Below are 14289 nucleotides of genomic sequence, written 5' to 3' on the forward strand. Positions count from 1 at the left end.
TGCGTCCTCATGTAGGTCTTCCCAGATATATCCAGTGACATTGAAGTTTTACATGAAGCTTTGTAGCTTACAGTTGCGGGAACAGTTCAAGAATTAATGAATTACGACGGACAAATTACGAATTTGAAAAAGCTTCAAAAATCGTAAATCTAAAATCAACAATCGTAAATCGTTGCACTTGATTCCCATTTAATCGACTAAATAAGTCGAACCAAATTTCTCTGCAAAAATAGATTAATTTAAATGATTAACTCCATAACTCTTAAAAGTTATTTTTTCTTATTGAGTTTATAGATGAGATAAATGAAGCCAACTAAAAAATGACATATTATGATTCCTGCTACTATATATATTGTTAAATTTGAACCGTCTCTCATGGCTTTGGTTTTTTACAAAACTAGAACCCTCAATATAATTGGACAGTTACAAATGTTACTTAAATTATGATTTTTAGATATTTTTTTATTTGTCTCTTTGTTTTTCTCTTTAATTGTAAGAATAAGGAAAATACTCCTATAGCTCAATTAGATGGAACTCCAATAAATTTATCTTATGCCAAAGGATTTGAAATTACGCATTTCGAAAATCATACCTTATTAACTATAAATAGTCCTTGGCCCAAAGCTGAAAAAACATTTAAATATGCTTTAGTAAATAAAGATATAGCGTCAAAAATTACATTAAACAATGCGGATTTTGATGGTGTAATTACTATTCCTATTCAAAAAATGGTAGTGACTTCAACCACACATATTCCTTCATTAGAACTTTTGAAAGTTGGGAACACACTTGTTGGATTTCCAGAAACAGATTATATTTCTTCAGAATTAACAAGAAGTAGAATAGATAGTGGCCATGTTAGGGACTTAGGAAAAAACGAAGGCATCAACACTGAGGTTTTATTGGAAATTAGACCAGAATTAGTGATTGGATTTGGAATGGATAACAACAACAAAACCTTTGATAACATAAAAAAAGCTGGTATTCCAGTAATTTATAATGGCGATTGGGTAGAACATTCCCCTTTAGCAAAAGCCGAATGGATTAAGTTTTTTGGTGTGCTTTACAATAAAGAAAAAGAAGCAGATTCCATTTTTAAATCTATTGAAAACAGCTATTTAGAAGCAAAATCCTTAGCCTTAAATGCTAAAAACAAACCGACCGTTTTAAGTGGAGCCATGCATAAGGACATTTGGTATCTACCTAATGGCACAAGTACAGAAGCTCAAATTTTGAAAGACGCCAATGTAAATTATTTATGGAGTGAAACAGAAGGTTCTGGAAGTTTATCCTTGAACTTTGAAGTAGTTCTTGATAAAGCTAAAAATGCTCAATTTTGGATAAATCCATCCTTTTACACATCTTACGAGGCTTTAGAAAAAGCCAATCCACATTACACAAAATTCGATGCCTTTAAAAATAAAAACATGTACACTATTGCTAATACAAAAGGATCAACTGGAGGCGTTTTGTACTACGAATTAGGCATCGCACGACCAGATTTGGTGTTAAAAGATATTATTAAAATCTGTCATCCAGAACTGCTAGAAAACTATACACCTTATTTTTTTAAATCTTTAGAATAGTTGCCAAAAACCAATACATATACCTTTTCATTCATTGCTTTAATCTTCTTATTGATTATATGCTTTTTCGTAAATATTAGTTTGGGCTCTGTTTCCATTCCAAACAAAGAAATCTTTAAAAGTTTCTTGGGAACTATCGAAAATGAAAATTGGCAATATATTATTCACGATTACAGATTGCCAAAAGCCATGACTGCCATCTTGGTTGGTTCTGGACTAGGAATTTCAGGTTTATTAATGCAAACACTTTTCAGAAACCCATTAGCTGGTCCATTTGTACTAGGAATTAGTTCTGGAGCAAGTCTAGGCGTTGCTTTGGTTATATTGGGAACTGGAATTTTTGGAGGTGTTTTCGCTTCCATATTAGCGTCTAAATGGAGTATTGTTATTGCTGCCAGCTTAGGAAGTTTTTTAGTGCTTCTTGCCGTTTTGATGGTTTCTTCCAAAGTAAAGGATACCATGGCCATACTTATTATCGGGCTCATGTTTGGAAGTATTACCGCAGCAGTTGTTAGTGTCCTCTCCTATTTTAGTTCTGCCGAGCAATTACAACAATACATTTTTTGGGGTTTTGGTAGTCTAGGGAATCTATCTTGGAGTGAACTTTTTATCTTTTTTACCATTTATTGTTTGGGAATTTTTTTAAGTGCTATTTCCATAAAGGGCTTAAACACGTTGTTATTAGGTGAAAATTATGCGAAAAGCTTAGGCCTAAACATCAAACAAAGTCGCTTTATTATTATAATTGCAACTAGTTTATTGGCTGGAACCATTACTGCTTTTGCCGGACCCATAGCCTTTATAGGTTTGGCTATTCCGCATATAACCAGACAGGTTTTTAACACCTCCAACCATAAAATATTATTACCAGCTGTGTTTTTGTTTGGGGCCATAATCATGCTAATTTGCGATAGTATTGCGCAAGTTCCGGCAAGTGATTATACCTTACCAATAAATGCTATTACCTCGTTAATTGGAGCGCCAGTAGTTATTTGGTTGTTGGTTAGAAAACGTAAAATGATATTTTAAAAGAGAAAAAATTAGTGTCTGAGCAAAACGAACATAGCGTCTTAAGAACCGAGAATCTTAAAATTGGTTACAAAACCAAAAAGGAAGAATCTGTAATTGCATTAAACATCCAAATTAAACTTCAAAAAGGGGAGCTTGTTGGTTTGGTTGGAGCTAACGGTATTGGAAAATCTACCCTGTTACGAACCTTAACAAACGTTCAAAACAGTTTAAATGGTCAGATTTTTATAAATGAGAAATTGCTCTCAGATTACAGTTCCGAAGACCTAGCAAAAACCATGAGTCTGGTTTTAACAGAACCAATTGCATCAAAAAACTTATCTGTTTTCGAATTGGTGGCCTTAGGAAGACATCCTTATACCAATTGGGTAGGAACCTTATCACCTGAAGATATAAATAAGGTTATTCAAGCTTTAAGCTTAACCAACATTGAAACTTTAAAGCACAAAAAATGTTATGAGTTAAGCGATGGACAACTTCAAAAAGTTCTAATTGCAAGAGCCTTGGCACAAGATACGGACCTGATTATTTTAGATGAGCCAACTACACATTTGGACATGTACCACAAAGCCTATATTTTAAAACTACTCCAGAATTTGGTAAAAGATACGGGCAAAACCATCCTGTTTTCTTCACACGAAATAGATTTGGCCATTCAACTTTGTGATAAGATGATTGTTATGACACCAAAAGAAGTGATTACGGACCAACCTTGTAACCTGATTTCAAAAGGGGTCTTTAATTCACTTTTTCCTAAAGATTTAATTATTTTCGATGAGCAAACCGGAAATTTCAAGATCAAAAAATAACTATTACTAATTTTAAGAAACTGTCTTAAATTAGATTCATACACTTCGGCCTATTCATCTATTTTTCAGGAAATAATTTCAATTATTACTATACTTGTAAGAAATTTAAGTATGTTTAATCCCTCAAATTAAATTAATTGTCATTTTAAAAACTGATTTAATATTCCATCTAATGTTAACCTTTAATTCTAAAAAACATATAGTTAGTAATTAATCTATATGGATCTAACTAATCTATACAATAACCAAATCTTATATTTCATGAAAAAACTATTACTCTTAACTTTTATTTCTTGTTATTCACTTTCGGTGTTCTCTCAATCAGAAACTAACGATTTAATTTATAGAAGAAGCTCCTTATATACCTTGATGGTTTCTGATGAAAACGAAGGACATGCTGAAGTTATCCAAAATTCATTCATTAATTATCCACTACCCGAAAAATTTAATTCACATATTGTAAAAGGACGCATTATTCCAAAAACAATTGATAATACCTTATCAAAAAAAGAAGTGAACTCTCTTCAAAAACAAGCTATCACAGATTTTTTAAACACAAACGATATTGCAAAATCCATGATTGCAAAATGGTTTAATAGAAGTGAAAAAGGCGGCTTTAATATGGAGCTTATTTCAGAAAGAGGCTATTATAATGCTTCGGATTTAGATGTTAAAATTGCAAATCAAACAGAACGTGGAAATGCAATGATCGCCGATGCAGGAGAAGAGCTTATAAACAACACTTTCGTGGTAATTAACAATTTTAAATATACCAATAAAGAGGAAGTTGCAAAAAAAACCAATAGTATTTTAGCTGCCGTATCCAGTGCTGCTGCCGAAGCAGGTAATAAAGACGTGAGCCTAATTGCTAATACAACTTCAGAAGGTGTGGATGTTTTAGGAAAAGGCTATGTTATTAAAACCGACTCTTATTTATATAAACTTGTTTGGAATGAAGAAATTGCATCCATTTTCTACAACGATCTATGGAATGAAGACGCCGATTTAGACCCTGAACGTGTGAAAGCTTTTGACGAAACAGACATTTTTTCATTAGAGTACATAGGAATGGAAAGCGCTTGGGCAGATTTACAAAGTACCAAATACACAAAACAAACCGATGAAGAATTAATAGCCACTGCAACCATAAAAGCATCGGATGCGGTAATAGCAAAACTTCAAAGAACTTACGAGGTATTTAGAACAAAAACTCCTTTGTTGAGTGGCGATCCTATTGCTGCAAAAATTGGCCTTAAGGAAGGTGTTGAAAAAGGAGACAAATATGGTGTTTTAGAACAAATTATAAACAAAGAAGGAAAAACAGAATACAAACAAATAGGAATTATAAGAGCCGAAAAAGACCTTATTTGGGATAACCGCTTTATGGCAACAGAAGAAACCGAAACAGAATTAGAATATACAACCTTTAAAGGGTCGAAAAACAAATATTACCCAGGAATGCTAATTAAACAAATCAATTAAATTAAAAATCATGAAACTAAAATTTAAACATTATTTTTTATTTGCATGCATGATAGGCTTTAGCTTTAATGCCAATGCACAGTGGAAGAAAAACAAAGCCAATGAAGATTCCAAAATTTTCAGATACGATCTAGAGTGTGAGGGAGTTGCTAAAAAAGGTGCCAAACTTGTAAAAGTATCTTCCTATTCAAAAAATCCAAAACACGCGATTTCACGAGGCATGAAAAATGCCGTTCATGGAATTATTTTTAAAGGATACGCAGGTGGTAGCCAAGGCTGTACCTCATTTAGTGCATTAGTTCCAGATGTAGAAGTAGCTATGGAGCACGAAGCCTTTTTTGATGCCTTTTTTGAAGATGGAGGCGATTATCTAAAATATGTATCTCAAGCCACCGATGGAAATATAGCAGCAGGAGATCGTTTAAAAGTAAGTAAACGAGAATATAAAATTGGAGTTATTGTAACTGTTCAAGTAGATCAATTGAGAAAACGCCTTGAAAAAGAAGGAATAGTAAGAGCTTTAAATGCTGGATTTTAAATCAAATTAAATTATGAAAAAAAATATTTTTATCACATTAGGGCTTATCTGTTTTGTTATTTCATTAGGATACTCACAAGCCAAAAAACCAACATTAATGGTGGTTCCTAGCGATGTTTGGTGCAACCAAAACGGATATATGTTAAGCTATAACGATCAAGGAACCACAGTAAAGATTCCAGATTACAAAAGAGCTTTTCAGGAAAATGCCGAAGTACTTCAAGTTATCAGCCAAATTAACGGATTGATGTCTGAACGTGGATTTCCATTAAAAAACATGGAATCTGCCATCAAAACCTTAGAGTCGAATTCTGCCGAAGATAATATGAGAACATCTAAAGATTCTGGGAGCGAAGTTAATGAAAGTCCCATAGATGCCTTAAAAAAAACTGCTAAGGCCGATATTATCATACAACTTACCTGGACCGTAAATAAAACGGGACCTAAAAAATCTATCTCATATAACCTTCAAGGTCTAGATGCTTATACCGACAAACAAATAGCAACGGCTGTTGGAACTGGAGACCCTTCATTCTCTGCTGAAACTTCCGTTTTGTTATCTGAAGCCGTATTGGCTCATATGGATGGATTTACCGAAACCTTACAAATGCATTTTGACGACATGTTTGAAAACGGTAGAGAAATTATTGTTAGAGTTCAAACTTGGGACGATTGGAACGGCGACTTAGAAACTGAATATGGAAATGATGGTGAGGAATTAGGTTTCATTATAGAAAATTGGTTGGAAGAGAATGCTGTAAAAGGGCGTTTCAGCACAACCGACATGACCGAAACCATGGCTTTATTTGAACAAGTTAGAATGCCACTTTTTAATGATAAAGGCCGAGCAATCGATGCCAGAAGATTTGTTAAAGAATTAAGCGATTACTTGAAAAACTCTCCATACAACATACCAAACAAACTTGTTATGAAAGGATTAGGACGAGCAACAATAATCTTAGGAGGAAAATAAACAATATTATGAGAAAAATTATAACCTTAATATCTTGTTTTGTAGCAACCATAATTGTTGCTCAAGACAATAATTACGACATCTCTTTAGGAGCTTATATTCCAAGCCAAATTGAAGGTATTCCGTCTAGTGCGCACGCCATGCTTAACAATAAACTTGGACAGATTATTACTAGTAATGGAATTAGTGATGATGTTAGAAACTCCAGATTTATCATTACGCCAAACATAACGGTCATGAGCAAAGATGTAGTTGGTACAGCTCCCGCAAAAGTAGCGCTTAACCTAGAAATGACCCTCTATATGGGAGATGGTGTTGCCGGAAATTTATTTTCAAGTGAATCGTTTCAGCTTAAAGGCGTAGGCACCAACGAAACAAAAGCTTATATGCAAGCAATTAAGCAATTAAAGCCAAATAATAAAAAAGTACAAGATTTTGTCGCAAACGGAAAAGCAAAAATAATTGATTACTATAACACAAATTGTAATCAAATTATTAAGGAATCTGAAGCTCTACAACGGGTAGATAATTATGACGAAGCCTTATTTCTTTTGGTTAGCGTACCTACTTCTAGTGAATGCTACGATCAAGTTAAAGATAAAATTGAAGGATTATTTAAAAAGGCCATCGATAAAGAGTGCTTAACAAAATACGGTGTTGCTCAGGCTATTTGGGCTGCAAATCAAGATATTTATGCTGCAAACGAAGCTGGAGCTATTTTGGCCTCCATTAATCCTAGATCAGCATGTTTTGGAGATGTAAAAAAACTATTCAGCAAAATTGAAGCACGCGTTGAAGATTTACAAGACAGAACCTGGAAACTGCAATTACATGAAGTAGATTTGCGTAAATCTGCCATAGAAGCAGCAAGACAAGTTGGTATAGCCTATGGAAATAATCAACCAAATACAGTGTATAATATTCGTGGTTGGTATTAAAACATTATTTATAACTCATTTCAAAAGCGCTCTATTAAGAGCGCTTTTTTTTTATCTTTACTTTTAAATAAATTTATTTTCAATTCATGAACGACAACCTTATTCTCATTCTATCCATATTACTTTCTGGTGGCATTGGTGCTTATCTTGGTATGACCTTTTCCAAATTAAAAAGTAAAGGTGAAAAAAGTACGCTTGAAGAACGACAAAATCAATTAAACAATACCATAATTGATTTGAAAGAGAATGTCTCCAAAATTGAAGATGAACGCAATGAGATTCGCAATGAGAAATACCTTTTAAATTCTGAATTAACCAGACGCAATACTGAATATAAAAATTTGGAGAAACAGCTTTTAAAACGCGATGAAGAAATTGTACTTCAACAAGAGCAACTGCGTAAGGATTTTGAATTATTGGCAACCAAAATACTAGATGAAAAGAGTGAAAAATTCACCCTTCAGAATAAAGAAAACATCAAACAAATATTACATCCTTTACAAGAAAAAATTCAACTATTTGAAAAGAAAGTCGAAGATACCCAAAAGGAAAGCATCAGTATGCACTCATCTCTAAAGGAGCAGCTATTAGGTTTAAAAGACTTAAATCAGCAAATGACCAAAGAGGCCACAAATCTTACTAGAGCTTTAAAAGGCGATAGTAAAATGCAAGGAAATTGGGGAGAATTGGTGTTGGAACGTGTTCTAGAGAAATCTGGCTTAGAAAAAGATCGTGAGTATTTTGTACAGCAACATTTCACTCGAGAGGATGGCAGTCGTGTCCTTCCAGATGTGGTGCTACATTTGCCTGATAATAAACGTATGATTATTGATAGCAAAGTATCTTTAACCGATTATGAACGCTTGGTAAATGCGGAAGATGACGATAGGCCATTATGGTTAAAAGCCCACGTGAATTCTATTAAAAAACACGTAGATCAACTTTCAGATAAGAAATATGAGGATTTATATGATATGGAATCTCCCGATTTTGTATTGATGTTTATTCCAATTGAACCTGCTTTTGCCGTAGCCATAAATGAAGATAATTCGTTATACAATAGGGCTTTTGAAAAAAACATCGTTATTGTTACGCCTACCACATTATTAGCTACCTTACGTACTATCGATTCCATGTGGAATAATGAAAAGCAACAACGCAATGCATTAGAAATTGCTAAACAAGCTGGTGCTCTTTATGATAAATTTGAAGGCTTAGTCATTGACTTAACTGGTGTTGGCAAAAAAATAGATGCAGCTAAAACAGATTATTCGGCAGCCATGAACAAACTCGTTGAAGGCAAAGGAAATATTATTGGACGTGTTGAAAAACTAAAAAAAATGGGAGCCAAAGCAAAAAAAGCACTTCCCGAAGCCATTATAAAACGCGCTCAAATTCAAAATGATGATGAAGAATAAAACTAACACCTTATGAAAAAATTTCTAATTAAATTTTTAATCGTATTTATTCTGGTTCTTGTAGGCTATGCTTTTTTTATTTATTTTGGAACCTATAGCAAAGGAGTCCGAGCAGGCGAATTAGTACAATTTAGCAGCAAAGGTGTGGTTATAAAAACTTGGGAAGGAGAAATAAGTCAAGGAGTTTCCGAAGGCCAGTTATTCAAATTTTCAGTACAAGACAAAGAAAAAGAAGTGATTCAAAATTTAAAGGATTTTCAAGGAAAATATGTGAAACTTCATTATTTTGAACGCTATAACAACATATTTTGGTTGGGAGACACAAAGTTTTTTATAACCAAAGTTGAAGAAGATACAGAACGCAATAACAGACGATTTTAAATGAGAGAGACCTATAAACCAGCATCACAATCCCGAATTTCTATTTCCGAATTAATGAAACCCTCCCACTCCAATTTTAATGGAAAAATTCATGGAGGCTACATTCTTAACTTAATGGATCAAATTGCTTTTGCATGTGCTTCAAAACATTCGGAAGCTTATTGTGTGACTGCTTCAGTAGACACGGTAGATTTTCTAAATCCCATAGAAATTGGTGAGTTAATTACCATGAAAGCGTCTATAAACTACGTTGGAAACACGTCTATGGTTGTTGGAATTCGAGTGATTTCGGAAAATATCATTACAGGAAAAATCAAACATTGTAATTCTTCCTATTTTACTATGGTTGCAAAAAATGAAGCCAATAAATCTGTAGTTGTTCCAGGTTTAATTTTAAATAATTCTGTTGAAATTAGACGTTTTTTAAAAGCCATTGAACTTATTAAAACAAAAAACACCAGACACAAGGAGCTAAACCACAAGTCCTTTTCAGCAGAAGATTATCTTCATATCTTAGAACCATACAAGGTTAAAGTGGAACTATAATCCTTTTATTTAACTGATTATCAGAGTGAATTAACATTTTAATCAGAATTTATTTTCATATTCCATAAAATAGTTTACCTTTATTATCACTTAATAACGTGATATCATGTATTATTACTTAATAACGTGATAATTTATATTACGCATTAATAAGGTGATATAAATAAATACCGATTAAACTAAATATGACAAGTGTAATAACGGGAGACATAATAAAATCTCGAAATATAAGCAACCCAGAACTATGGTTACAAACATTAAAAAAAGCTTTGACAACCATAGAAGCAGACAACTCCTTATGGGAAATTTACAGAGGAGATAGTTTTCAAATAGAAATAAAGGATGTTAAGCAAAGTTTTGAAGCAGCTATTTACCTTAAAGCTTGTATAAAAACCATTAAAGATTTGGATGTTAGGCTTGCCATAGGCATTGGGACCAAAACCTATACAGGCAAACACATTACTGAATCTCAAGGAGAAGCCTTTCAAAATTCTGGAGAAACCTTAGAAACCCTTAAAAAGGAAAAACAGAACCTTAAAATAAAAACATCCAATACACAATTAAACAAAGAGTTGAATCTATATTTTAGACTAGCCTTATTGAGCATGGATCGTTGGACCGTAAATTCGGCTGAAATTGTAAAGTTAAGCTTAGAAAACCCGAACGCCATTCAAGAAGAATTAGGCAAACTCTTAAGCATCAATCAAAATGCGATTAGCAGAAGACAAAAGCGAGCTAATTTGGAGGAGATTTTAGAATTGAATAGTATGTATCAACAAAAAATAATTCAGGAATTATGATACTTTTAATCAAACTTTTTTTGGCGCATCTTATTGGTGATTTTGTATTTCAAACTAAAAAATCCGTCAAACAAAAAAGGAAGAAGAAATTAAAATCTCCTACTCTTTATATTCATATTGCTGTCCATTTTGTCTTATTAATTTTTTTGCTTTGGGATATGTCACTTTGGCCAATTATCCTAACTATTACCATATCACATTTTATAATAGACGTTTTAAAACTCAAATTTCAGAAGAAAACAACAAAACGCTTGTGGTTCTTTCTAGACCAATTGCTTCATATTATTATGATTTTTATTACTTATTTCGTGTTTACAGATAATAACTTTAAACTCTCAACTGTTTTCACTGAAACTAATTTATTACTTATTACTTGTGTGCTTTTTCTAAGCCAGCCAGTTTCAATTATCATGATGACTATTTTTAGTAAGTGGAACATAGAAAAACTAACAAGTGGTAATGAATCTCTCGAGGATGCAGGTAGATATATTGGAATGCTGGAACGTTTGTTGGTGTTTATATTCATCATTTCAGATCATTGGGAAGCCGTTGGATTTTTAATAACAGCCAAATCGGTATTTAGGTTTGGCGATTTAAAAGAAGGCAAACAACGAAAACTAACCGAATACATTTTAATAGGAACGCTTATAAGCTTTGGAATAGCTATCCTTACAGGACTACTTTACCTTTATTTGATATAAATAAAAAACCACCAGAAATATTCTGATGGTTTTAAAATTTATAAAGAATAAGTTACTTATTTACTTAAATACATTTTACGTCTTGCGTATAAATTGTAAAATTCGTCGTCTTTTAAACTATCTATAAAAAGGATACTTTCTCCAGTACTTTTCATTTCCGGACCTAATTGCTTATTAACATTATGAAACTTATCAAAAGAGAAAACAGGTTGTTTGATAGCAAATCCTTTTAATTGTGGATTGAAGTTGAAGTCGGTCACCTTTTTCTCTCCTAGCATCACTTTGGTTGCATAGTTTACATAAGGTTCTCCATAAGCTTTAGAAATAAATGGTACTGTTCTAGAAGCTCTTGGATTGGCTTCAATGATGTAAACAACATCATCTTTTATAGCAAATTGGATATTTATTAAACCTACCGTATTTAAAGCTAAAGCAATTTTCTTGGTATGGTCTTTAATTTGTTGCATGACAAATTCTCCAATATTAAAAGGAGGTAAGGTTGCATTACTATCGCCCGAGTGAATTCCACAAGGTTCTATATGCTCCATAATTCCAATAATATATACATTTTCTCCGTCGCAAATAGCATCTGCTTCAGCTTCAATAGCTCCGTCTAAATAACGATCTAACAATAGTTGGTTTCCAGGCATTTGTCTTAACAAATCGACAACATGCTCTTCCAATTCTTGTTTATTAATGACAATTTTCATGCCTTGACCTCCTAACACATAAGATGGTCGAACTAAAATAGGGAAGTCTAAAACGTCGGCAATTGCAGCAGCTTCATCTGCCGTTGTTGCTATATCAAATTCAGGATAAGGAATGTTGTTTTCTTTAAGTAAGTTAGAAAACAGACCTCTATCTTCGGCCAAATCTAAAGATTGATAAGTGGTTCCAATTATCTTAATCCCATATCTATCTAGTTTTTCAGCAAGCTTTAAAGCTGTTTGTCCACCTAGTTGCACAATAACCCCCTCAGGCTTTTCGTGTTTGATGATATCGTAAATATGTTCCCAAAAAACAGGTTCAAAATACAACTTATCTGCTGTATCAAAATCGGTAGAAACCGTTTCTGGGTTACAGTTGATCATGATGGTTTCATAACCACATTCTGCTGCAGCCAAAACCCCATGAACACAACAATAATCAAATTCTATACCTTGTCCAATTCTATTTGGGCCAGAACCTAGAACAATAATTTTTTTCTTGTCTGAAACAACACTTTCGTTATCTGAATAGCGTGTTCCATCTGCCGTTTCCATTTCATTTTCGAAGGTGGAATAATAATAAGGCGTTTGGGCTTTAAATTCTGCCGCACAAGTGTCGACCAATTTATACACACGATTAACACCTAATTCTTCACGTTTTTTATAAACCTGACTTTCTAAGCAGTTTAACATGTGGGCAATTTGTCTGTCGCCATAACCTTTTTGTTTGGCTTCAAGTAATAAATCGCGTTCTAATGTGTCAATACTATACTTTGAGATTTCTTTTTCAAGATGATATAGTTCTTCATATTGTTTTAAGAACCACATATCTATTTTTGTAATTTCGTGAATTCTACTCAAAGGAATTCCCATTTGAATGGCATCGTAAATCACAAATACACGATCCCAACTAACATGAGTTAACTTGCTAATTATTTGATCATAATCTTTATATCCTTTTCCATCTGCTCCTAGCCCATTTCGTTTAATCTCTAAAGATTGTGTGGCTTTATGAAGCGCTTCTTGAAACGAACGTCCAATTCCCATAACCTCTCCAACAGATTTCATTTGAAGTCCTAAGGTTCGATCACTTCCTTCAAATTTATCAAAATTCCAACGTGGAATCTTAACAATAACATAGTCCAATGTTGGCTCAAATAAAGCAGACGTAGACTTTGTAATCTGGTTTTGCAATTCATCTAAATGATAACCAATAGCCAATTTAGCAGCTATTTTAGCAATAGGATAACCTGTAGCTTTAGATGCCAAAGCCGAAGAACGAGATACTCTTGGGTTAATTTCAATGGCTATAATATTTTCTTCATCGTCTGGACTTACGGCAAACTGTACATTACAACCACCAGCAAAATCCCCAATACTACGCATCATATGGATAGCCATATCACGCATTCTTTGGTAAGTTTTATCACTTAAAGTCATAGCTGGAGCCACTGTAATAGAATCTCCAGTATGGATACCCATCGGATCCATATTTTCTATAGAACAAATAATCACCACATTATCATTAGCATCGCGAAGTAATTCTAGCTCAAATTCCTTCCAGCCAATTAGTGCTTTATCGATCATAACTTCATGAATTGGAGAGATTTCCAATCCGCGAGTTAGTAATTCATCAAAGTCTTCTTCTTTATAAACAATAGAAGCTCCTGCTCCACCAAGTGTAAAAGAAGCTCTAATGACTAAGGGAAAACCAAATTCTTGTGCAATTTCTTTTCCTTTTAAATAAGAGGTTGCAGTAGCTTGAGGTGCCATTGGCACACCAATTTTAAGCATTAACTCTCTAAACTTCTCTCTGTCTTCTGTAATATTAATAGCGTCAATATCTACACCAATAATCTTTACATTAAAATCTTCCCAAATTCCTTTTTCATCTGCTTCAATACATAAATTTAAAGCTGTTTGTCCTCCCATTGTAGGTAGAACTGCATCAATTTGAGGATGTTCCTTTAATATTTTAACTAAGGATTTTGTATTTAAAGGCAACAAGTATACATGATCTGCCATAGAAGGATCTGTCATGATTGTTGCTGGGTTGGAGTTGATTAAAACAGTTTCAATTCCATCTTCTCTTAAAGATCTTAAAGCTTGTGTTCCCGAGTAATCGAATTCGCAAGCTTGACCAATAACTATCGGTCCAGATCCAATAATTAAGACAGACTTAAGGTTTGGATTTTTAGGCATTTTCTTGGTAATGTATTGTTTTTATAGTGTTTGCAAACATACTGAATAGTAGATATAAAAAAAGGCGTTACCGTAAAGTAACACCTTTTATATATTAACAATTGTTAATCATTATCTTTTATGACTTGGATCAGAAGACACAGATATTTTCTTTCTTCCTTTAGCTCTTCTACGAGCTA

At 33.3% G+C, this 14289-nt stretch carries 13 protein-coding genes and 1 riboswitch; of the genes, 12 read left to right on the plus strand and 1 reads right to left on the minus strand.

Annotation, left to right across the window (positions count from 1 at the left end):
- Positions 1-231: riboswitch (cobalamin riboswitch) on the minus strand. This riboswitch is flagged as partial in the annotation.
- 212 nt (positions 232-443) lie between these two features.
- The 12 genes from VKY47_RS11375 to VKY47_RS11430 all read left to right on the plus strand — a co-directional run bounded on the left by VKY47_RS11375 (position 444) and on the right by VKY47_RS11430 (position 11201).
- Complete coding sequence (locus VKY47_RS11375) at positions 444-1586, plus strand: ABC transporter substrate-binding protein (RefSeq protein WP_324312920.1); 1143 nt, start codon at positions 444-446, stop codon at positions 1584-1586.
- Complete coding sequence (locus VKY47_RS11380) at positions 1587-2615, plus strand: FecCD family ABC transporter permease (RefSeq protein WP_324312922.1); 1029 nt, start codon at positions 1587-1589, stop codon at positions 2613-2615.
- A gap of 14 nt (positions 2616-2629) precedes the next feature.
- Positions 2630-3424: an ABC transporter ATP-binding protein gene (locus VKY47_RS11385; protein WP_324312923.1), complete on the plus strand. Its 795-nt coding sequence runs from the start codon at positions 2630-2632 to the stop codon at positions 3422-3424.
- Between the two features lie 261 nt (positions 3425-3685).
- Entirely contained in the window at positions 3686-4906 is a 1221-nt protein-coding gene (locus VKY47_RS11390; RefSeq protein WP_324312924.1) for a hypothetical protein, read from the plus strand.
- 10 nt (positions 4907-4916) lie between these two features.
- Positions 4917-5444, plus strand: a complete 528-nt coding sequence (locus VKY47_RS11395) for a hypothetical protein (protein ID WP_324312926.1) — start codon at positions 4917-4919, stop codon at positions 5442-5444.
- 13 nt (positions 5445-5457) lie between these two features.
- Positions 5458-6417 carry a DUF6175 family protein gene (locus VKY47_RS11400; protein ID WP_324312927.1) on the plus strand — a complete coding sequence of 320 codons (960 nt, stop codon included), beginning with the start codon at positions 5458-5460 and terminating at the stop codon, positions 6415-6417.
- Positions 6418-6425: 8 nt separating this feature from the next.
- A complete protein-coding gene (locus VKY47_RS11405; protein WP_324312929.1) occupies positions 6426-7355 on the plus strand; it encodes a hypothetical protein in 930 nt (309 codons plus the stop codon).
- An 86-nt stretch (positions 7356-7441) separates the two neighbouring features.
- Positions 7442-8773 (plus strand): DNA recombination protein RmuC, encoded by a 1332-nt coding sequence (locus VKY47_RS11410; protein ID WP_324312930.1) that lies wholly within the window; start codon positions 7442-7444, stop codon positions 8771-8773.
- A 12-nt stretch (positions 8774-8785) separates the two neighbouring features.
- The gene (locus VKY47_RS11415) at positions 8786-9154 is read left to right on the plus strand and encodes a 6-phosphogluconate dehydrogenase (protein WP_324312932.1); all 369 of its coding nucleotides are present in this window, start codon (positions 8786-8788) and stop codon (positions 9152-9154) included.
- Complete coding sequence (locus tag VKY47_RS11420; protein WP_324312933.1) at positions 9155-9700, plus strand: acyl-CoA thioesterase; 546 nt, start codon at positions 9155-9157, stop codon at positions 9698-9700. It abuts the gene before it with no gap.
- A gap of 185 nt (positions 9701-9885) precedes the next feature.
- Positions 9886-10500, plus strand: coding sequence for a transcriptional regulator (locus tag VKY47_RS11425; RefSeq protein ID WP_324312935.1), 615 nt, complete (start codon positions 9886-9888; stop codon positions 10498-10500).
- On the plus strand, positions 10497-11201 hold the full coding sequence (locus tag VKY47_RS11430; protein ID WP_324312937.1) for a DUF3307 domain-containing protein: 705 nt from the start codon (positions 10497-10499) through the stop codon (positions 11199-11201). The genes VKY47_RS11425 and VKY47_RS11430 overlap by 4 nt, the downstream gene beginning before the upstream one ends.
- 56 nt (positions 11202-11257) lie before the next feature.
- Here VKY47_RS11430 and carB read toward each other — a convergent pair whose 3' ends face one another.
- Positions 11258-14110 carry a carbamoyl-phosphate synthase large subunit gene (gene carB, locus VKY47_RS11435; RefSeq protein WP_324312939.1) on the minus strand — a complete coding sequence of 951 codons (2853 nt, stop codon included), beginning with the start codon at positions 14108-14110 and terminating at the stop codon, positions 11258-11260.
- Positions 14111-14289: the final 179 nt, after the last annotated feature.

The organism is Xanthomarina sp. (assembly GCF_035306705.1).
Taxonomy (GTDB): domain Bacteria; phylum Bacteroidota; class Bacteroidia; order Flavobacteriales; family Flavobacteriaceae; genus Xanthomarina.

Excerpts from the sequence above, each read along its gene's own strand:
- VKY47_RS11390 (WP_324312924.1), top strand. The coding sequence starts at position 3,686 with ATGAAAAAACTATTACTCTTAACTTTTATTTCTTGTTATTCACTTTCG.
- VKY47_RS11420 (WP_324312933.1), top strand. The coding sequence starts at position 9,155 with ATGAGAGAGACCTATAAACCAGCATCACAATCCCGAATTTCTATTTCC.
- VKY47_RS11395 (WP_324312926.1), top strand. The coding sequence starts at position 4,917 with ATGAAACTAAAATTTAAACATTATTTTTTATTTGCATGCATGATAGGC.
- VKY47_RS11400 (WP_324312927.1), top strand. The coding sequence starts at position 5,458 with ATGAAAAAAAATATTTTTATCACATTAGGGCTTATCTGTTTTGTTATT.
- VKY47_RS11425 (WP_324312935.1), top strand. The coding sequence starts at position 9,886 with ATGACAAGTGTAATAACGGGAGACATAATAAAATCTCGAAATATAAGC.
- VKY47_RS11415 (WP_324312932.1), top strand. The coding sequence starts at position 8,786 with ATGAAAAAATTTCTAATTAAATTTTTAATCGTATTTATTCTGGTTCTT.
- carB (WP_324312939.1), bottom strand. The coding sequence starts at position 14,110 with ATGCCTAAAAATCCAAACCTTAAGTCTGTCTTAATTATTGGATCTGGA.
- VKY47_RS11405 (WP_324312929.1), top strand. The coding sequence starts at position 6,426 with ATGAGAAAAATTATAACCTTAATATCTTGTTTTGTAGCAACCATAATT.
- VKY47_RS11410 (WP_324312930.1), top strand. The coding sequence starts at position 7,442 with ATGAACGACAACCTTATTCTCATTCTATCCATATTACTTTCTGGTGGC.
- VKY47_RS11430 (WP_324312937.1), top strand. The coding sequence starts at position 10,497 with ATGATACTTTTAATCAAACTTTTTTTGGCGCATCTTATTGGTGATTTT.
- VKY47_RS11375 (WP_324312920.1), top strand. The coding sequence starts at position 444 with ATGATTTTTAGATATTTTTTTATTTGTCTCTTTGTTTTTCTCTTTAAT.